Consider the following 21,519-nt stretch of genomic DNA (forward strand, 5'->3'; position numbering starts at 1 on the left):
TAACTACAGATGCAAAGTTTTAGAACCGAAATAGAAGATCCGATTGTTCAAAAAGACATTATCGATTTAGAAAGAAAAATTGCTTTATTCCGTGATGGGAAAATTGATGACGAGCGCTTCCGAAGCCTGCGTTTAGCGAGGGGTGTTTACGGACAACGTCAGGAAGGCGTACAAATGATTCGTATTAAATTGCCTTTTGGAAAAGTAAGCAGCGAGCAATTGTTGCGTATTGCAAAAGTTTCCGATGAATATTCAACTGGACGTTTGCACATTACAACGCGTCAGGATATCCAAATTCACTATGTAAGTTTAGATAGAACGCCGCAACTTTGGGCTGAATTAGAGAAAGATGATGTTACGTTGAGAGAAGCTTGTGGTAACACCGTGAGAAATATTACGGCAAGTGAAACTGCGGGAATCGATGTGGACGAACCTTTTGATGTTTCGCCTTATGCCTATGCTATGTTTCAATTTTTATTGAGAAATCCGGTTTGTCAGGAAATGGGAAGAAAATTCAAAATATCATTTTCTTCATCGGATAAAGATACGGCGCTAAGCTATATGCATGATTTAGGATTTATTCCAAAGATTGTAAACGGAGAAAGAGGTTTTAAAGTAATGCTTGGCGGTGGATTAGGTTCTCAACCAGCGCATGCTGAATTATTGTCGGAATTTATTCCGGTGAACCAAATTATTCCAACAACAGAAGGTGTTTTAAGAATATTTGACCGTTTTGGTGAAAGAGCCAAAAGGTTGAAAGCACGTATGAAATTCTTAATCAAGGATATTGGTAGAGAGGAGTTTCTACAGTTGGTTGATGAAGAGAAACTTGCCTTGTCACATCAAGTGGTTGAAATCGACACGACAGATTTTGATGCTCCAATCCCTGAACCGATTTTGGCAGCCCCAAAAGTGATAATTGAAGATAGAGTTGCTTTCGAAAAATGGAAAAAAACAAATGTGATTTGGCAGAAACAGGCAGGATATGTAGCCATTGGAATCAAAGTACTTTTAGGAGATTTTTATACTGATAAAGCACGATTATTAGCTGATTTAATTAAGAATCATGGAGCTAACGAATTGCGTTTTACTTTGCGCCAGGATATTTTAATCCGCAATGTGAAAGAAGAGAATTTGGAATTTTTCTACCAAGAATTAGCCAAACTTGATTATGTAGCCATAGGATATGATAGCACTTCAGATATTACTGCCTGTCCGGGAACCGATACTTGTAATTTGGGTATTGCAAGCAGCACCGGAATTGCAGTAGAACTGGAAAGAGTATTAGAAACTGAATATCCACAATACAGCAATAATAAAGAAATCACTATAAAAATTAGTGGTTGTATGAATGCGTGTGGACAACACAATATGGCAGAAATTGGTTTCCAAGGAATGTCTATCAATTCAGGGAAGTTAGTGGCACCAGCACTTCAAGTGTTATTGGGCGGTGGAAATTTAGGAAATGGAAACGGAAGATTTTCGGATAAAGTAATCAAAATCCCTAGCAGAAGAGGACCTGATGCGTTGCGTTTTATCCTAAATAATTTTGAGGCTAATGCAAATGGATTATCATTCCTGAATTATTATGACGCCAAAGGAGAGAAATATTTCTATGAATTATTAAAACCTTTAGCTGATTTGACCAACCTTACCGCAGCTGATTTTATTGACTGGGGAAACGCTGATAACTACATAAAAGCAGTTGGAGTTGGAGAATGTGCGGGTGTAGTAATTGATTTGGTTGCTACTTTATTATTGGAAGCCAAAGATAAACTGACCTTCGCGGAAGAAGCTTTCGCAGAAGAAAAATGGTCGGATGCGATTTATCATGCATACGCAGGTTTTGTAAATGGTGGTAAAGCTTTGTTGCTTTCGGAAAACCAAAAAACAAATCATCAAGCTGGAATAATAGACTTATTTGATGCGGTTTTTGTTGAAACAAATAAAATTCCGTTGCAATCCACATTGAAGGATTTAGTGTTTCAAATCAAGCAAAATGAGCCATCTGAAGAATTCGCTAAAAAATACATTCAAGAAGCAATTGCATTTTTTGAAACAATAGAAGCATACAGAGCCAAAGACCTTAAAGATGAAAAATAAAATAGAACCTCAAGTTACTTTAGTAGGCGCAGGCCCAGGTGATCCGGATTTACTGACCATCAAAGGTGCAAAAGCATTGGCTGAAGCGAATGTAGTTTTGTATGATGCTTTGGCTAATGAAGAACTATTGTCTTATGCTCCTAAAAAAGCTTTAAAAATATTTGTTGGAAAAAGAAAAGGCTGTCATGAATATACACAAGATCAAATCAATCAATTGATTGTCGATAATGCCCTTACTTATGGGAATGTAGTGCGATTAAAAGGAGGCGATTCATTTATTTTTGGAAGAGGAAGCGAAGAAATAGAATTCGTACAAAGCTTTGGAATTCCTACATTTGTAGTTCCCGGGATTTCATCTTCTATTGCAGTTCCAGCTTCTCAGGGGATTTCGTTGACAAAAAGAGGTGTTTCGGAGAGTTTTTGGGTAATTACCGGTACGACTTCTGCACGAAAATTATCTACTGATGTAGCATTAGCAGCGCAATCAACTGCAACAGTTGTTATTTTGATGGGGATGAGCAAACTGGATCAAATTGTGGCTTTATTCCAAAAAGAATCGAAAGGGGAAATGCCCGTTGCAATTATTCAAAACGGAACGACTCCAGAGGAAAAAGTAGGAATTGGAACTATTGATACAATCCAAAGGGTTGTGTCAGAGAATAATTTAAGTTCTCCAGCGATAATCGTCATTGGAGAAGTGGTAGGCGATAGTAAGAAAAGGGTAGGTTTTTATAAAGAATTGAAATCAAACCACAATAAGGTGCTAGTGTATGGAAAGGAATGAGTTATATCCAATATTTTTAAAATTACATCAACTCAATGTACTTATTGTAGGTGGGGGAAATGTGGGTTTAGAAAAGTTATCATTCTTATTGAAATCGAGTCCAAATGCGAATGTTGAGGTGGTTGCACCAAAGTTTTTGCCGGAACTGGAAGAATTGGTCGAAAGACATCCGTCAGTAAAATTGACCTGTAGGAAGTTCAATCGATGGATGCTTCGCAAACGCCACATGGTTATTGCTTGTACGGATGATTTAGCGGTAAACAAAAGGATCTATGATTTGTCCAGAAAAAGATACCTGATTTGCAACATTGCAGACACACCGACCTTATGCGATTATTATTTGGGGGGAATCGTGACCAAAGGAAATGTGAAGATTGCGATTTCTACTAATGGAAAATCTCCAACAACTGCCAAAAGATTACGTGAGTTTTTTGAAGAAATAATCCCGGAGGATATCAATCAAATGGTATTGAATCTGAACGAATACCGCAAAACGCTTAAAGGAAATTTTGAGGAAAAAGTCAATAAAATGAATGAGATTACAGCAGCGTTAAAAATTCCCGTAGCGCCCGTAGTGGGAACAGAAAGGAATATACAAGACGGAAGATAAATAGTAATAAATCTTAATAACAAATTTCTGTTTTTTTTAAAACGAATAATTATGATATTTGTCAGTAAAAAATAATAAAAAGCACAGTTACTTTGTATGATAAAAAAGTAATTCAGTAAATAGAATAACAACAACAAATTTCCTCAAAGTCACCCACTCCTACTAAGGGGGGCAGATGGGGGGATAAATTAATAAAAAAATGATTAAAACAGATATACTTATAATAGGAGCAGGTCCAACTGGATTATTTGCCGTTTTTGAGGCAGGATTATTGAAGCTAAAATGCCATATTTTGGATGCGTTACCGCAAGCTGGTGGACAATTATCTGAATTATATCCTAAAAAACCGATCTATGATATTCCGGGGTTTCCTGAAGTTTTGGCTGGGGATTTAGTAGATAATTTAATGGAGCAAATCAAGCAATTTGAACCCGGGTTTACACTTGGTGAACGCGCTGAAACCATAGAGAAACAAGAAGACGGAAGTTTTATTGTAACCTCAAATAAAGGGAAGAAATTTCACGCTTCGGTTGTAGCAATTGCAGGTGGATTAGGAAGTTTTGAACCAAGAAAACCACTTATCGAAGATATTGAATTTTACGAAGATAAAGGGATAAAATACTTTATTAAAAATCCAGAAAAATTCAGGGACAAAAAAGTTGTAATTTCTGGAGGAGGAGATTCTGCTTTAGACTGGAGTATTTTCCTGTCTAATGTAGCTTCTGAGGTGACTTTGATCCACCGTAGAAATGAGTTTAGAGGCGCATTAGATTCTGTAGAAAAAGTACAGGAACTTAAAAATTCAGGTAAAATCAAAATGATTACTCCAGGGGAAGTAATTGGGTTGAACGGTGCTGAGCATTTAGAATCTGTTGTTGTTGATGAAGATGGCGCACACCGCACAATTCCTACAGATTATTTCATTCCACTTTTTGGTCTAACACCAAAATTAGGTCCTATTGGCAACTGGGGATTAGAGATCGAAAAAAATGCCATCAAAGTAAACAATGCCTTGGATTATCAAACTAATATCCCAGGGATTTTTGCCATTGGAGATGTAAATACTTATCCAGGAAAATTAAAATTGATCCTTTGCGGATTCCACGAAGCCACTATTATGTGTCAAGCGGCCTACCAAATTATCAATCCGGGGAAGAAATATGTACTAAAATACACCACGGTTTCTGGAGTTGACGGATTCGATGGAACTCGTAAAGAGGCTCCAAAAGCGGTGGTAAAAGCCATAGTGTAATAAAGTTGCTGAGGTACAAAGGTTCTGAGTTGCTAAGGTTGGTTTAAATCCTTGCAATTCAGAACCTTTTTATTTAAAAGTTTTGCAACAAACTCCCTTAGAAACTTTTAAAAAAAACTTGCAATTGTTAGCGCTATGTCTTTACTTTGCACTGTTCATATATTTATTGAAAGTTATCACGAAAGGCGGAGGGAAAGACCCAATGAAACCTTAGCAACCCTTTATCTTTAAAGAAGGTGCTACATTCTACTTTATGCTGAATTTGTTTCAGCATCTAAGATAGATAACACACGAATACGCACTAGTATTTCTCAAACCTTTTCTTGACAACATATCGATATTTAGCCTACTGAATTAATTTCAGTATCAGGAGCGAATTATCAGGCTTTTTTGCTGATAATCTTCCCGCTGTACACTTTATCTTTTATGCCGAACCCCGGCACAAAAGGATGCCGTTTCCATCGGGGCTAAAGAGCTAAAATAGTGAACTTTTGTAGATAGTAATCAAAAGTGCAGATTTAGAAAATTTTCTAAATTAAAATTATCATAAGTTATGTTAGATACAATACAAGCATCACCAGCAACTCCTCCTTCGGGGGTTAGGGGGGCTCTTTTAGAAAGAATTCTTGTTTTAGATGGAGCAATGGGAACCATGTTGCAACGCTACAATTTTTCCGAAGAAGATTTCCGAGGCGAACGTTTCAAAGATTTTCCACATTCCTTAAAAGGGAACAACGATTTATTGTCACTCACGCAGCCACAAGCGATTCGTGCAGTTCATGCTGCTTATTTTGAAGCAGGAGCTGATATCGTTGAAACCAATACGTTCTCAGGAACCACTATCGGAATGGCAGATTATCATTTGGAAGATTTGGTTTATGAACTAAACTACGAATCGGCACGAATTGCCCGTGAAGTAGCCGACGAATTCACCGCGAAAAATCCAGATAAGCCTCGTTTTGTTGCGGGTTCGATAGGACCAACAAACAGAACAGCGAGCATGTCGCCAGATGTAAATGATCCAGGTTACAGAGCCGTAACTTTTGATGATTTACGTATAGCATACAAACAACAAGTTGAAGCCTTAATTGATGGTGGAAGTGATTTATTATTGGTGGAAACCATTTTTGACACGTTAAATGCAAAGGCCGCACTTTTTGCCATTGAAGAAGTCAAAGACGAACGTAATATCGATATTCCAATCATGGTTTCAGGAACCATTACGGATGCATCAGGAAGAACACTTTCTGGGCAAACGGTAGAAGCTTTTTTAGTTTCTGTTTCTCATATTCCTTTGTTGAGTGTTGGTTTCAATTGTGCTCTTGGTGCCGATTTGTTAAAACCATATTTACAGACTTTGTCACAAAATACGTCGTTCAATGTATCCGCACATCCTAATGCAGGATTGCCAAACGCTTTTGGAGAATACGATGAAACACCGGAACAAATGCAAGCATTCATCAAAGAATATTTAGACGATAATTTAGTAAACATCATAGGCGGTTGTTGTGGAACAACGCCGGAACACATCAAGTTGATTGCTGATATCGCAAAGGAGTATAAACCAAGAGTTTCAACGGCCACGATGTAGTGATATTTCCTGCGAGGTTTTTTTTGAGCCTTGTAGGTATAAAATGAGATTATGGTTAATGAAAAAAATACCTACAAGGTTTTGGAAACCTTGCAGGATCGTAGAACGAGAAAAAATCGCATCAGTTGATTCAGATAGTGAGTTTGCTTCGTTCATCGGAATGACAAAAAGAAGCAAATAATATTGTTGTTATCACAAAACTGCGTGAGGGATAGCAGTGAAAAGCCCACAGTCTCGTCTTTTGGGAAGAGACGAGGACTTGTAGCGAATAGCCCGACCCTTGTGGTCACGCCCAAAAAATTGAAAAAGAGCTTTGTAAAGAGCAAATGATATAATAAAATAACTTAGGACCTAAGCAACTTAGGAACTTAGTAACTCAAATTAAAATGGCACACAAAGAACATAGAAAAAACCTTGTATTATCGGGATTAGAGCCTTTAATCATTACGCCGGAAAGCGTATTTGTGAATATTGGTGAGCGCACGAATGTGACTGGTTCTAGAAAATTCCTTCGGTTAATCAAAGAAGAAAAATACGAAGAAGCACTCAGTATTGCTAAAGAACAAGTGGAAGGTGGCGCACAAATCATCGATATTAATATGGATGAAGGAATGCTGGATGGCGAATATGCTATGACAAAATTCCTGAATTTAATCGCAGCTGAACCGGATATTTCTAGAGTTCCAATCATGATTGATAGCTCAAAATGGGATATTATCGAAGCGGGTCTAAAAGTAGTACAAGGAAAGAGTGTCGTGAATTCTATTTCGTTGAAAGAAGGAGAAGAGCAATTCATTCATCACGCCAAATTGATCAAGCGTTACGGTGCTGCAGTAATTGTAATGGCTTTTGATGAGGTAGGTCAAGCGGACAATTATGAACGTAGAATAGAAATTTGCCAACGTTCGTATGATATTTTGGTAAACAAAGTTGGTTTCCCAGCCCAAGATATTATTTTCGATTTGAATATATTTCCAGTGGCTACAGGAATGGAAGAACACCGCCTGAACGCATTGGATTTTTTCAGAGGGACGAAATGGGTTAGAGAAAATCTTCCTCATGCGCATATTAGCGGAGGCGTAAGTAACGTTTCGTTTTCGTTTAGAGGAAATGACACGGTTCGCGAAGCTATGCACTCGGTCTTTTTATATCATGCCATACAACACGGAATGACTATGGGAATCGTGAATCCGGAAATGCTTTCTATTTATGACGAAATTCCAAAGGATCTTTTAGAGCGCGTTGAAGATGTAATTCTAAACAGAAGAGAGGATGCAACCGAAAGATTGTTGGACTTTGCCGAAAATGTAAAAGGGGATACCAAAAGCAATGAAAAAGCAGTTCAGGAGTGGCGCTCGGGAACTATTCAGGAAAGGCTTACCCATTCGCTAGTAAAAGGAGTTGATGAATTTATAGAAATTGATGTTGAAGAAGCCAGACAGGCAGCTGCAAAACCAATCGAAGTAATCGAAATCAACTTAATGGCGGGGATGAATGTCGTTGGGGATTTATTTGGTTCGGGGAAAATGTTTTTGCCGCAAGTGGTAAAATCTGCCCGCGTAATGAAAAAAGCGGTAGCTTATTTATTGCCGTTTATCGAAGCGGAAAAGGATGGTGTTTCGAGTTTTGCTGGTCGTATCTTAATGGCGACTGTAAAAGGAGATGTGCACGATATTGGAAAAAATATTGTTTCGGTTGTTTTGGCTTGCAATAATTACGAAATCATCGATTTGGGTGTAATGGTTGCTCCAGAGAAAATTATCGCTGCGGCCATAGAACACAACGTTGATATTATTGGATTAAGCGGATTGATAACCCCTTCGCTTGATGAAATGGTTTATTTGGCTAAGGAATTAGACAAAAGAAACATAAAAATTCCTGTTATGATTGGTGGGGCTACTACTTCACGAGCGCATACTGCCGTGAAAATTGCACCGCAATATAGAGAAACAGTTATTCACGTCAACGATGCTTCGAGAGCCGTTACGGTTGCTGGAAATTTACTAAATAAAGATAAAAAAATATACGCAAGCGATATACGAGCGGAATATGATGCTTTTAGAGAGACATTTTTGAATCGTTCGCGAGATAAAAATTTCTTGACGATTGAGCAAGCTCGGAAAAATAAATTGCAATTGAATTGGGATAATTATAGCCCAATGAAGCCTAATTTTATTGGAACAAAAACCATTGAAGTTGATTTGGATGTTTTGGTTCCGTATATTGACTGGACGCCGTTTTTTAGAACTTGGGAATTGTTCGGAAAATACCCGGCAATTTTAACAGATAATGTTGTTGGTGAACAGGCTACTTCCGTTTTTGCAGATGCACAGGAAATGTTAGCTATTATTTTAAAAGAAAAGAAACTGACAGCCAAAGGAATTTATGGAATTTTCCCAGCCAACCAAGTTAATGATGATGATATTGAATTGAGAGACGAAAGTGGAAAAGTGTTGGATAAATTCTTGACTTTGCGTCAGCAATCCCAAAAAACAAAAGGCGCTCCAAACATCGCTTTGTCTGATTTTATTGCTCCAAAAGATTCTGGTAAAACCGATTACATGGGGGCGTTTTGTGTAACGACCGGTTTTGGTGTTGATGAATGGGCAGCAGAATTTGAGAGAGATTTAGACGATTATAATTCAATAATGGTCAAAGCGTTGGCAGACCGTTTTGCGGAAGCTTTCGCCGAATATCTCCACGAAAAAATCCGTAAAGAAATTTGGGGTTACTCGGCTGATGAAGCCTTGAGCACCGAAGACATGATTGCTGAAACCTACAAAGGTATTCGTCCGGCGCCAGGTTATCCGGCTTGTCCCGACCATTTAGAAAAACCTACAATCTGGAAATTACTAAATGTGGAAGAAGAAATAGGAGTGACTTTAACCGAAAGTATGGCCATGTGGCCCGCTTCATCGGTTTCTGGATATTATTTTGGAAATCCGGAAAGTAAGTACTTCGGACTTGGAAAAATAAAAGAAGACCAAGTTATCGATTACGCCAAACGCAGAAGCGTTTCCACCGAAGTGGCGATGAAATGGCTGAATCCAAATATTGCAGATTAAAAAAATGTTTAAGGTTTAAAGTTTAAAGTTGTTCGAAAGAAACCTTAAACCTTAAACTTTAAACTTTAAACAAAAAAAGAATGAAAGTAACACAACATATCGAAGGCGCAAACGGGGAAACATTATTCTCCTTTGAAATTATTCCACCTCAAAAAGGGAAAAGCATTCAGGAATTATACGATAATATTGATCCGTTGATGGAGTTTAAACCACCTTTTATAGACGTAACGACTTCTCGCGAAGAGTATATTTATGTAGATAAAGGCAACGGATTGTTAGACAAAAAACTAACAAGAATGCGTCCTGGGACTCTAGGGATTTGTGCTTCCATAAAACACAAATATAATGTAGATACCATTCCTCACGTGCTTTGCGGTGGATTTACGAAAGAAGAAACCGAGTATTTATTGGTTGATTGTCATTATTTGGGTATTGATAATGTAATGGCATTGCGCGGTGACGCGATGAAAGATGAACAGTATTTTATGCCAAAACATGGCGGGAATGATTTCGCCGTTGACTTGGTTAAACAAATCAATTTATTGAATCAGGGGAAATATTTGCACGAAGTAATGGATGTTGATAACAAAGCCAATTTCTGTATAGGAGTTGCAGGTTATCCAGAAAAACATTTAGAATCGCCCTCCTTAATTTCAGATTTGAAACGATTGAAAGAAAAGGTAGATGCAGGTGCTGATTATGTGGTAACCCAAATGTTTTTTGATAATGCAAAATACTTTGAGTTTGTTGCCAAAGCCAGAGAAATGGGTATTACCGTTCCTATTATTCCGGGGATTAAACCAATTGCTGTGCAAAGGCACTTACAAGTATTGCCACAAATTTTCCGAATCGATTTGCCTGAAGACTTGATTCATGCCGTTAGTCAATGCAAAAATAATAATGACATCAGACAAGTTGGTATCGAATGGGCGATTCAACAATCGTTAGAATTGAAAGCAGCAGGCGTTCCTGTTTTGCATTATTATTCAATGGGAAAATCAGAAAATATTCGACAAATTGCTAGTAAGGTTTTCTAAATTTCGAAGATTTTAAACTACTAAAAAAGCTCGTTTAATTTATTTTTTAAACGAGTTTTTTATCTAAAAAAAGAATAGTCCTTCTTGATTTTCCTAAAAACAGCTTCGGCAATTTTTTTTTGATTGATTTGTCGTTTTTTTAAACCTTGGTGTATTAACAAAATTAAAATTAATGTGGCAGGTATTTTTAAATTAAGAATGGGGTATTAAATCATATAATGTCTATTTTTGTAGGAAGTAAGATTTAGTAAATTAATTGTATTCTCTTAAGTATAAAGAAAAATAACAATTAATTTGTCTAGATTTACTGCCGTAAATCACAGAACTTTATTTGCCTTTGGTTTTAAACTAAATAATACAGCCTACATCTATGAAAGGTATTCTATACAAAATTTTAGATTTTATAAATCTTTATTCTGGAGAAGAGGACAGGCAAAAAGTATTAGAAAATGTAAAAGGTAATATTTCTTTTCGAGGTGCTAATTTTTGGATTTTGGCATGTGCAATTGTAATCGCATCGGTTGGGTTGAATTTGAATTCAACGGCTGTAGTAATTGGAGCGATGCTCATTTCTCCTTTAATGGGGCCTATTGTTGGTGCAGGTTTTGGCCTGGGAATATATGACTTTGAGCTCTTGAAAAAAGCATTAAAAAATCTTTTAATTGCAACGATTGTCGGATTATTTGTTTCAACTATTTACTTTTATTTAAGTCCATTCAAGGATACGCAATCTGAATTGTTGTCTCGGACTTCTCCTAATATTTATGATATTTTTATTGCCTTTTTCGGTGGACTCGTTGGAGTTATCGCCATAACAAGAGTTGAAAAGGGAAATCCAATTCCAGGTGTCGCCATTGCCACAGCTTTAATGCCACCTTTATGTACGGCTGGATATGGTTTAGCCATAGGAAATTTTAGTTTCTTTTTTGGAGCCATTTATTTATATACTATCAACTGTGTGTTTATCTGTATTGCTACTTTTTTTATTGTGAAATATTTGAAATATCCACAAGCGAAACAAGTAGATGAGAAGCGTGAAAAACGTGTTAGATTTGCAATGACCGCAATAATTGTGGTATTAATTATTCCTAGTATTTACTTTGCATATGTGTTAATTGAACAACGGAAATTTAATCAAAAAGTTGAAGCTTTTATAAACGATGAATTTACAAGTAAAGGATATACAATCCTATATAAAAAAATTAAAACGAACATTATTCCAAAAAGAATAGAACTAGTTTTTTTAACCAAAAAAACCAGTAAGGATGAATTGAAAATACTGAACCAAAGATTAAAAACGTACGGAATTGAAAGTACGGAATTGAAAATAAGACAGGATACAACTGACATCAAAAAATATATTTCAAACCAAATAAATTTTGAGAAATCTATTTTGAATGAAAAAGACGTGAAAATTGCTAACTTGGAGAAGCTAATAAAGAAAAATAGTTACGATAATAAAGCAATATTGGCAGAAACCAAAATTATTTTTCCGGAGATTGAAAATCTTTCGATATCAAATCACGTATATGATGAAAATAGCACCACGGCGAAAGTAGTTCCCGTGATGGTTTATATAAGTAAAAAAGAACTTTCTAAGAGTTCGAAGAAAAAATTGGTTTTGTGGCTGCAACAAAGGCTTTCAAAAGGAAAAGTAGAAATTTATAGACAGGGATAAATATCTATTTTTTTGTTATTTCTCTAAAAACAGCTTCCAGATTTTTATTTTTCTGATTCAGTTGTAGTGTTTTCAAACCATTATCATGAGCAAAATCAAAAACGGCAGGCCGCATATCTTTATCAGATAAAAAGGTTAATTCCCAAGAGAAATCGTGGGTGTTTTTGAAAGATTTTAAATGTGGGATCTTAGCAATAGCTTGTTCTTCGATTTTATAATCAAATTCTACTTCGATAATTTGTTCTTTGTCGGCGGAAATTAAGTTATCCAGTTTTTTATCGGCTACAATTTTTCCGTTGTTGATGATTATAACTCGATCACAAATGGCTTCCACTTCCTGCATAATGTGTGTGGAAAGGAAAACGGTTTTGTCTTTACCTGCGTTTTTGATGACATTACGTATTTCAATCAATTGGTTCGGATCTAAACCTGTTGTTGGTTCGTCTAGAATCAAAACATCTGGATTGTGTAATAATGCGTTGGCAAGACCTACACGCTGACGGTATCCTTTAGACAATTGTCCTATTTTTTTATGGCTTTCGGTGGTTAAACCCGTTAGTTGAATCACTTCGTCTATTCGGGATTTGGCTACTTTATACACATCAGCATTAAAAGCTAAATATTCCCTCACATATAAATCCAAATACAACGGATTGTGTTCCGGAAGATAACCAATCGAAAGTTGTACTGCCTTTTGGTTGGTGTTTACATCATGTCCATTTACCATTGCGGAACCTTCATCAGCATTGATATAAGTGGTCAATATTTTCATCAAAGTAGATTTTCCGGCTCCATTTGGACCCAAGAAACCAACGATTTCCCCTTTTTTTATAGAAAACGAAATGTTATCCAATGCCTTTTGAGCACCGTAACTTTTTGATATATTATTTACTTCTATTGACATGACGTATTATTTGTTACAAAAGTAAACAGAATAATCTTTGAATGCTAAATTTTTGTTTTTTGAAATAATCTCATTTTGATAAAAGCATTAAAAATCCGCAAGATAAATTGTGGCATTATTATTGTTAAATAAACATTAAATTTAAATAAAAAATTTATGAAAAAAATGATGATTGTTTTAGCGTTAGCTTCAATTAGTTTTGCAAGTGCCCAAAAAGGCACAGTTTTGGTAGCTGGAAATGTTGGGTTTAGCTCGCAAAAAATAAATACTTCAGAAAGTGAAGCTAAACAAAATATTTTTGGCATTTCACCAAAGGTTGGGTACCAATATAATGATAATTGGACAGTTGGGATTCAATCGAGTGCTACATTCTTAAATGGAGAATCGAGTTCAACTAATAATGGATCGAGTTCAGCTGATAATTTATCAAATTATTATAGTGTAGGTCCTTTTGTTCGATATGCCAAACCATTAAATGATACTTTTGCAGTTTATGCGGATTTAGTAACAAGTTATAATTTTGGTAGTACAAGATATAATAGCAGTATCTCAACTAGTACTGTAAAATCAAGCGGATTTGGTATTGGTATTACTCCAGCATTGCAAATTAACATTAAGAAAGGTTTTGGATTGAACTTTGGTTTTGGAGGATTGGGATATAATTCTAATAAAACTACTGCTCAAAATACATCTGATAATCCTCAAAAAACAAAAATATTTGAATTTAATTTTGGGCAATCATTTAACGCAGGAATTTCAAAAAATTTTTAATATATATATGGAATGAATTTTTAAAAAAGCACTTGGTATTCGAGTGTTTTTTTATTTTAAAAGTTATTTATCTCATTAGATTTATATATTTATAAAAAATTAGAAAACATGAATCAACAAAACGGTAAATCAAGTAGTTTGTTTAAAACATATAGCAGCATCATTTGGTTACTATGCGGAATTATAGCCGGAAGTATATTAGGATTAGTTTTTGGAAAAGATGTAGAAATCATCAAACCATTAGGTGATATATTTTTGAATTTACTATTTACAGCAATAATACCGTTGATTTTTTTCACTATTGCCTCTTCGATTGCCAGCTTAGAAAAATCTGAGAAATTAGGAAAACTATTTGTGATTGTTATCGGCGTCTTTTTAAGTACCGTACTTGTTTCGGCAATATTAATGATTATCGGAGTATTGCTTTTTCCGATTCATCAAGATATTATCATTTCAAAGATACCATTGGAAAGTATTCAAAGTGGTAATGCAGGATCGCAAATTACCCAATTGCTTACTGCAGGTGATTTTTATGAATTGCTTTCTCGAAAAAGTATGTTAGCTTTAATTATATTTTCCTTCTTAATAGGATTTGCGAGTTTACGTTCGGGTGAAAAAGGAGCCAGTTTTAGAGATTTTTTAAATTCTGGAAACGAAGTAATGAAACACTTGCTGCATCTGATAATGAAAACCGCTCCAATAGGATTAGGAGCTTACTTTGCATATCAGGTGGGCATATTTGGGCCACAATTATTTGGAGCTTATGCTAAACCTTTGGGACTTTATTATGCGGTTTGTGCTTTCTATTTTGTCGTGTTTTTTAGTTTTTATGCTTTTATAGCGGGAGGAACAAAGGCACTAAAAGTCTTTTGGGGAAATAATATCACACCTGCCTTAACGGCTTTGGGAACGTGCAGCAGTATCGCGACTATTCCTGCCAATTTAGAAGCTGCAGAGAAAATGAATATACCGGCACATATTCGCAATATTGCTATACCATTAGGAGCACCTCTGCATAAAGACGGATCTAGTATGTCATCCGTTATAAAGATTGCGGTTATTTTTGCCATGTTTGGCAAAGATTTTACGGATCCACACACTTTGTTGTTAGCATTAGGGATTACAGTAATCGTTTCGGTGGTTGAAGGTGGAATTCCAAATGGTGGTTATATAGGGGAGATTTTGGCAATTACTATTTATGGTTTTCCGATGGAGCAAGCATTACCGGCTGCTATGATTGTGGGGACTTTAGTGGATCCTATGGCCACTTTATTAAATGCCAATGGCGATGTTGTTTCCTCGATGCTGATTACCCGAATTGCGGAAGGGAAAAAATGGCTTTCGGTTAAAATAGCCGCTTAAATATTTTTTTGAATCGAAATTAACTCAAAAGTCATTTTGAAATCTGTAATAAACCCTAAATTAAAATCATTTATTTAAGTATTTGATAATAAAAAGGTTGTTTAACAAAGAATTCTTTTTTTGTTGCATAAAACAATATTTTTTTTTGGGTCGGTTTGAAATAAGGGCTACATTTGTATCATAATTATTAAAAATAACACACTACCTACAATGTCTAATAACCGTTTTTATTTTAGCAACACTTATTATTTCTTCTTTAGGAAGTAAGGGATTGTGCTATGGTTATTTGAAAAAAACAAACAAATAAAACTAATATACAATCCTGATGAAAATCAGGATTTTTTTTTGCTTAAAAGTTTAGAATATGAGTACAAAAATTGCAATACAAGGTATAAAAGGCTCTTTTCATCATCAGGTGGCACAGGATTATTACTATCAAAATGTTGAGGTAGAGGAGTGTTTGTCTTTTGAAGAATTAGTAGATAGCTTGCTTTCAGGGAAATCAGATCAGGCGGTTATGGCGATAGAAAATTCTATTGCGGGGCCAATTATTCCGAATTATGCCTTGATTGATAAAAACAATTTACACATTATAGGAGAGCATTATTTAGATATTCATCAAAATTTAATGGCTTTAAAAGGGCAGAAAATAGAAGATATTCTGGAAGTACATTCCCATCCGATGGCGTTATTGCAATGTATGGAGTTTCTGAAAAAGTATCCGGACATAAAATTAGTCGAAGATAAAGATACTGCTGAAACGGCTCGAAGAATACATCAAAATCAGTTGAAAGGAATTGCTGCAATTGCAAGTAAAACGGCTTCTGAAATGTATGAATTAGAAATTTTGGCGCCAGAAATTCAGACGATTAATAATAATATGACACGATTTGTGATCATTAATAAAGCGGATAATTTTGTTTCTAAAAATGAAATAAACAGAGCTTCCATCAAATTTGAATTGGATCACAAACGTGGTAGCTTAGCAGCGGTTTTGAATGTAATGAGTGATTGTAAATTGAATCTAACCAAAATACAATCGCTACCAAAAATAGAAACACCTTGGAAATATTCCTTTTTTGTGGATGTTACTTTCGAAAAATACGAAGATTATGCCAAGGCAAAAGCATTATTGACCATTATGGCAGAATACTTCAAAGTACTAGGCGAATATAAAAATACAAAGCCTTAATTAGTCTAAAAGTCGAAAGTTAAAGGTCGAAAGTCAAAATAATAAAATAATAAAAAGCTCTGAAAAGAGAAATATTTAATAGCATGATTACTACAGCGAAACGTCTAGATATAATTGAAGAATACTATTTCTCCTCAAAATTGAGAGAAGTAAGACAATTGGCCTCTGAAGGAAAGCCAATTATCAATATGGGAATTGGAAGTCCGGATTTAAAGCCGTCACAAGCTGTTATTGATGCAGTAGTTTTAGCAATGCAAGATGAAAATGCACATCAATATCAGAGTTATCAAGGATTGCCGGAATTACGACAAGGTATGGCTGATTTTTATCAGAACAACTTTCAAGTAGCGTTGAATCCAGCGAGCGAAATTTTGCCTTTGATGGGTTCCAAAGAAGGAATTATGCATATTTCATTGGCTTTTTTGAATGAAGAAGATCAGGTGCTGATTCCAAATCCAGGATATCCAACGTATACTTCGGTTACTAATTTAGTAGGAGCAGTTCCAGTTTTTTATGACTTAAAAGAAAATAATAACTGGGAACCGGATTTTGAAGCTTTGGAAAAACTGGATTTATCGAAAGTTAAAATCATGTGGATTGGTTATCCGCACATGCCAACAGGAGCGAGCGGAAGTTTGGAATTGTTTTCAAGATTAGTGGCTTTCGCCAAAAAGCATAACATTTTGTTAGTAAATGACAATCCGTATAGTTTTGTTTTGAATGACAATCCAATGAGTTTGTTGCAAGTGGAAGGAGCTAAAGACGTAGCTTTGGAATTGAATTCTTTGAGCAAGACTTTTAACATGGCAGGCTGGAGAGTGGGAATGGTTTTAGGAAATGCAGCCTGTATAGATGCGGTACTAAAAGTAAAAAGCAACATGGACAGCGGAATGTTTTACGGGATTCAAAAAGGGGCAATTGAAGCTTTGAAAAGCGAGAAGTCATGGTTTGAATCGATGAATGCAATTTATAGAAAACGCAGAATTCTTACCGAACAATTGGCAGAGAAATTGGGTTGTAAAGTGTACAAGGAAGGTGTTGGATTATTTGTTTGGGCAAAATTACCGGACGGAATCACATCGGCAGAGAATTTTATTAATGATATTTTATATGACAAATCGATTTTCATTACGCCGGGAACCATTTTTGGTTCTAATGGAGAAGGATATATTCGATTTGCATTGTGTGTAAATGAGGAAAAAGTGCAGGAAGCGATTTTGAGAATTACAAATTAATAATTATGAATTACGAATTTGGAGGTCATGGTGACTTTCGACTTTATAACTTTAAGACTTTATGACTAATGTTTATGTAATAGGAATAGGATTGATAGGCGGTTCGATGGTGTTGGACATCAAGACCCTGCATCCGGAAGCCAAAATTTATGGGATTGATAACAATGAAATTCATTTGGAGGAAGCAATTGCACTCGGAGTTGTTGATGCTGGCGCAACTTTTGATGATTTAATCGATGCCGATTTTGTAATCGTTTCGGTTCCTGTTGATGTTGCATTGACGGTTTTGCCAAAAGTATTGGATGTTATTGGTGATCATACGATTGTTTTTGAAGTGGGTTCTACTAAAATGCCCATTTGCGAAGCAGTGGCCAATCATCCTAAAAGGCGCAATTTTATTGCCACGCATCCTATTGCTGGAACCGAGTTTTCAGGACCTTCGGCAGCGATAAAAGGATTGTTTAAAGGGAAAACGAATATTATTTGTGAAGTAGAAAAAACGACATTCAAATTACAGGAAAGAGCTTTGGATTTGTTTAAGGCAATGGGAATGAGAATCCGTTATATGGACCCAAAATCGCATGACAAACACATTGCTTATGTATCGCATTTATCACATATCAGTGCCTTTATGCTAGGAAAAACGGTGATTGATAAAGAGAAACACGAACAAGATATTTTTGATATGGCGGGTTCCGGTTTTGAAAGCACCGTTCGTCTAGCCAAAAGTTCTCCAGCGATGTGGACGCCTATTTTTAAACAAAACAGGAAGCAAGTGGTAAAAACATTGGATGAATACATTTCTAATTTATCAAAGTTTAAAGAACTGTTAGAAAAGGAAGATTACGATGCGATTTACGATGAAATGCAGAGTGTGAATAAAATAAAGGAAATATTAAACGGAATGAACGTGAAAAAATAGCCAATCCCGTTGTTTAAAAATAACTAAAAACTAAAAAAAAATAAAATTTAGAAAAGATGGAAAACAAGAAAGAAATGAGAAATTGGTTGAATGAATTCAATTTGACTCATCCATTAGTGATAGCAGGACCTTGTAGTGCTGAAACTGAAGAACAAGTATTGAAAATTGCACATGAATTGAAAGATTCTGATGTAAGTATTTTTAGAGCAGGAATTTGGAAACCAAGAACGCGTCCGGGAGGATTTGAAGGTGTTGGGGAGATAGGCTTGAAATGGCTTAAAAAAGCAAAAGAAGAAACTGGATTGCTAATGGGAACGGAAGTGGCGAATGCTGCTCACGTAAAATTAGCGTTAGAATATGATCTGGATGTGTTATGGATTGGAGCCAGAACGACTGTAAATCCATTTGCTATGCAAGAAATTGCAGATGCTTTGGCAGGAACAAAAAAAATTGTCTTGGTAAAAAACCCAGTAAACCCAGATTTATCTCTGTGGTTAGGCGGAGTGGAGCGTTTATACAATGCAGGAATTGAAAAACTGGGAGTAATTCACAGAGGTTTTTCTACTTATGAGAAAACAAAATACAGAAACATTCCAGAATGGCAGATTCCTATCGAATTGCAAAATAAATTCCCTGATTTACCTCTTATAATTGATCCGTCTCATATTACGGGAGATCGCAAAATGATTCTCGAAGTGACGCAAGAAGCGTTGGATTTGAATTATGACGGTATGATTATAGAAACTCATTATGACCCAGACAATGCATGGAGTGATGCAGCGCAACAAGTGACGCCAACGGCTTTGAAACAAATTTTTATTGATTTGAAAGTAAGAAAGCAAAATGATGCATCGGAAGAATTTACTCAAAAAATGACGAAATTGAGAACGAATATTGACATCTTGGATGAGAATTTATTAGACTTGCTAGGAAAACGTATGAAAGTAGCAGATGAAATAGGTCAAGTAAAAAAAGACGCTAACGTTGCAATTCTTCAAAATACGCGTTGGAATGAAATTCTTGGAAAAATGATTCTTGAAGGCGAGAAAAAAGGCTTGACAGAAGAGTTTGTGCTTAAAATGTTTAAGGCGATTCACCAGGAAAGTATTGGCCACCAAGAAAAAGTATTAAATGCGTAAAATGATTTAAGATTGTAGAGTAACGATTGCTGAATTTAGATTTAAGTGATTGAGCATTTAAATTTATGAAATCCCAAGGCTTAATGTTTTGGGATTTTTTGTTTTTTTTAGACACTTCGAAAATCGAAAAACCTCCATAAATCATTTATCTTTGCAAAATATTTTATTTATGCTAAAACATATATCATAGATCTAATATCTTAAATATAAAAAATGACAGGACTCGTTTACAAATCTACAGGAAGTTGGTACACCGTAAAATCTGAACAAGGGGATTTTATAGAATGCCGTATGAAAGGGAAATTCCGAATCAAAGGAATTAAAAGTACCAACCCAATTGCTGTGGGAGATATTGTAGATTATGAACTAGAGGAAACATCAGATATAGTAACGGGAACCATTCATAAAATTCACGATAGAAAGAATTATATTGTTCGAAAATCAGTGAATTTATCACATCAGATGCATATTATTGCGTCTAATATTGACCGCGTTTTTTTATTGGTTACGATAAATAATCCACCAACGACTTTTAATTTTATTGACCGTTTTCTGGTAACTGCCGAAGCCTATGGAATTGAAACAATTTTGGTTTTTAACAAAATTGATACTTTTGATGACGCTACACTTGATGAGCAATTATACATGCAGCACGTGTATCAGGAGATTGGATATAAATGCCTGCGCGTCTCTTCGACTGAAATGAAAGGAATTGAAGAGTTGAAAGCGATGATGATTGGTAAAGTGAGTATGTTTTCAGGACATTCCGGTGTGGGGAAATCCACATTAGTCAATGCCATGGAACCGACTTTACATCTAAAAACAAAAACAATTTCTGAAGCGAGCAAGCAAGGACAACATACCACAACTTTTGCCGAAATGTATGATTTGTCTTTTGATGCCAAAATTATAGATACGCCGGGAATCAAAGGTTTTGGAATTGTCGATATGGAAAAAGAAGAAATTAGTGGTTATTTCCCTGAATTTTTCAAGTTGAAAGAGCAATGTAAATTTAATAATTGTTTGCATAAAGACGAACCACATTGCGCCATTAAAGCCGCATTGGAAAAAGACGAAATAGCCTGGTCCCGTTATAGAAGTTACCTGAAAATTCTGGAAGGTGATGATGAAAATTATCGTACCGATATTCATAATGAGGACCGAATAATAAGTGATAAGACCAGAGAATAAAGGTGTCGAAAGTTGCAATGTCGAAAGTCGAAAGTCAGCATTAACTAAATATTTAGAATAGTTTTTTGACTTTCGACTTTAAAATTTTAAGACTTATAAATGAAAATCGTCCTTCAAAGAGTTTCCTCCGCCTCGGTAACCATAGAAAATAAAATTGTAGCCGATATCCAAAAAGGATTATTGGTTTTAGTTGGTATTGAAGATGATGACGCTCAACAAGATATTGATTGGCTGGTAGGTAAAATTGCCAATATTCGTATTTTTGATGATGCAGATCATGTGATGAATTTATCTGTAAAAGACATTGATGGAGATATAATCGTAGTAAGCCAATTTACACTTCATGCTTCTACTAAAAAAGGAAATCGTCCATCGTATATTAAAGCTTCAAAACCAGATGTTGCCATTCCCTTGTATGAGAATTTTGTGAAACACCTAGAAATTGAGCTGGGTAAGAAAGTTCAAACGGGTATTTTTGGTGCAGACATGAAAGTACTTTTGTTAAATGATGGCCCGGTGACTATAACTATTGACAGTAAAAATAAAAATTAAGTTTTTTTTTAATCGAATAATTCTTATATTTTTGAGCATTGTTGTCCGATAAAAAAGAAGCCAAATTAATGGCTTCTTAAAATAATCGTAATTTAGAGTTGCAAAATTCAAATAACGATGGGTAAAAATAA

Annotated in this window: 17 protein-coding genes and 1 riboswitch; of the genes, 16 read left to right on the forward strand and 1 reads right to left on the reverse strand. The window is 35.5% G+C overall.

The genetic code is table 11. The annotated features are described in order from the left end of the window. Window positions 1–9: 9 nt before the first annotated feature. The 8 genes from IWX84_RS01545 to IWX84_RS01580 all read left to right on the forward strand — a co-directional run bounded on the left by IWX84_RS01545 (window position 10) and on the right by IWX84_RS01580 (window position 12,120). Entirely contained in the window at window positions 10–2,103 is a 2,094-nt protein-coding gene (locus tag IWX84_RS01545; protein ID WP_196848990.1) for a HEPN domain-containing protein, read from the forward strand. Continuing rightward, window positions 2,093–2,887, forward strand: coding sequence for a uroporphyrinogen-III C-methyltransferase (cobA, locus tag IWX84_RS01550; RefSeq protein WP_196848991.1), 795 nt, complete (start codon window positions 2,093–2,095; stop codon window positions 2,885–2,887). Before IWX84_RS01545 ends, cobA begins: the two co-directional genes overlap by 11 nt. After that, the gene (locus IWX84_RS01555; RefSeq protein WP_196848992.1) at window positions 2,874–3,497 is read left to right on the forward strand and encodes a bifunctional precorrin-2 dehydrogenase/sirohydrochlorin ferrochelatase; all 624 of its coding nucleotides are present in this window, start codon (window positions 2,874–2,876) and stop codon (window positions 3,495–3,497) included. Before cobA ends, IWX84_RS01555 begins: the two co-directional genes overlap by 14 nt. A 199-nt stretch (window positions 3,498–3,696) precedes the next feature. Beyond that, complete coding sequence (locus tag IWX84_RS01560) at window positions 3,697–4,749, forward strand: NAD(P)/FAD-dependent oxidoreductase (RefSeq protein WP_196848993.1); 1,053 nt, start codon at window positions 3,697–3,699, stop codon at window positions 4,747–4,749. A gap of 170 nt (window positions 4,750–4,919) precedes the next feature. Continuing rightward, a riboswitch (SAM riboswitch) is annotated at window positions 4,920–5,039 on the forward strand. A 263-nt stretch (window positions 5,040–5,302) separates the two neighbouring features. Continuing rightward, window positions 5,303–6,340 carry a homocysteine S-methyltransferase family protein gene (locus IWX84_RS01565; protein WP_196848994.1) on the forward strand — a complete coding sequence of 346 codons (1,038 nt, stop codon included), beginning with the start codon at window positions 5,303–5,305 and terminating at the stop codon, window positions 6,338–6,340. A gap of 386 nt (window positions 6,341–6,726) precedes the next feature. After that, on the forward strand, window positions 6,727–9,405 hold the full coding sequence (metH, locus tag IWX84_RS01570; protein WP_196848995.1) for a methionine synthase: 2,679 nt from the start codon (window positions 6,727–6,729) through the stop codon (window positions 9,403–9,405). 80 nt (window positions 9,406–9,485) lie between these two features. Further along, window positions 9,486–10,442 carry a methylenetetrahydrofolate reductase [NAD(P)H] gene (gene metF / locus IWX84_RS01575; protein WP_196848996.1) on the forward strand — a complete coding sequence of 319 codons (957 nt, stop codon included), beginning with the start codon at window positions 9,486–9,488 and terminating at the stop codon, window positions 10,440–10,442. A gap of 370 nt (window positions 10,443–10,812) precedes the next feature. Continuing rightward, complete coding sequence (locus IWX84_RS01580) at window positions 10,813–12,120, forward strand: TIGR00341 family protein (RefSeq protein WP_196848997.1); 1,308 nt, start codon at window positions 10,813–10,815, stop codon at window positions 12,118–12,120. Between the two features lie 4 nt (window positions 12,121–12,124). On the opposite strand, the gene gldA is transcribed toward IWX84_RS01580, so the two are convergent. Then, window positions 12,125–13,024, reverse strand: coding sequence for a gliding motility-associated ABC transporter ATP-binding subunit GldA (gene gldA, locus IWX84_RS01585; RefSeq protein WP_196848998.1), 900 nt, complete (start codon window positions 13,022–13,024; stop codon window positions 12,125–12,127). 156 nt (window positions 13,025–13,180) lie between these two features. Here gldA and IWX84_RS01590 point away from each other — a divergent pair, with 156 nt between their 5' ends. From IWX84_RS01590 to dtd, 8 genes are all read left to right on the forward strand, one after another. Further along, window positions 13,181–13,795 carry an outer membrane beta-barrel protein gene (locus IWX84_RS01590; RefSeq protein ID WP_196848999.1) on the forward strand — a complete coding sequence of 205 codons (615 nt, stop codon included), beginning with the start codon at window positions 13,181–13,183 and terminating at the stop codon, window positions 13,793–13,795. Window positions 13,796–13,903: 108 nt separating this feature from the next. Continuing rightward, window positions 13,904–15,157, forward strand: coding sequence for a dicarboxylate/amino acid:cation symporter (locus IWX84_RS01595; protein WP_196849000.1), 1,254 nt, complete (start codon window positions 13,904–13,906; stop codon window positions 15,155–15,157). Window positions 15,158–15,521: 364 nt separating this feature from the next. Beyond that, window positions 15,522–16,349, forward strand: a complete 828-nt coding sequence (locus tag IWX84_RS01600; RefSeq protein WP_196849001.1) for a prephenate dehydratase — start codon at window positions 15,522–15,524, stop codon at window positions 16,347–16,349. 83 nt (window positions 16,350–16,432) lie between these two features. Next, a complete protein-coding gene (locus IWX84_RS01605; protein WP_196849002.1) occupies window positions 16,433–17,584 on the forward strand; it encodes an aminotransferase class I/II-fold pyridoxal phosphate-dependent enzyme in 1,152 nt (383 codons plus the stop codon). A gap of 61 nt (window positions 17,585–17,645) precedes the next feature. Next, window positions 17,646–18,506, forward strand: coding sequence for a prephenate dehydrogenase (locus IWX84_RS01610; protein WP_196849003.1), 861 nt, complete (start codon window positions 17,646–17,648; stop codon window positions 18,504–18,506). A 56-nt stretch (window positions 18,507–18,562) separates the two neighbouring features. Next, on the forward strand, window positions 18,563–19,645 hold the full coding sequence (locus IWX84_RS01615) for a bifunctional 3-deoxy-7-phosphoheptulonate synthase/chorismate mutase type II (RefSeq protein WP_196849004.1): 1,083 nt from the start codon (window positions 18,563–18,565) through the stop codon (window positions 19,643–19,645). A gap of 213 nt (window positions 19,646–19,858) precedes the next feature. After that, complete coding sequence (gene rsgA, locus IWX84_RS01620; protein ID WP_196849005.1) at window positions 19,859–20,836, forward strand: ribosome small subunit-dependent GTPase A; 978 nt, start codon at window positions 19,859–19,861, stop codon at window positions 20,834–20,836. A 99-nt stretch (window positions 20,837–20,935) separates the two neighbouring features. Next, window positions 20,936–21,388 (forward strand): D-aminoacyl-tRNA deacylase, encoded by a 453-nt coding sequence (gene dtd / locus IWX84_RS01625; protein WP_196849006.1) that lies wholly within the window; start codon window positions 20,936–20,938, stop codon window positions 21,386–21,388. Window positions 21,389–21,519 lie beyond the last annotated feature (131 nt).

The organism is Flavobacterium sp. CG_9.10, from assembly GCF_015752245.1.
Classification (GTDB): domain Bacteria; phylum Bacteroidota; class Bacteroidia; order Flavobacteriales; family Flavobacteriaceae; genus Flavobacterium.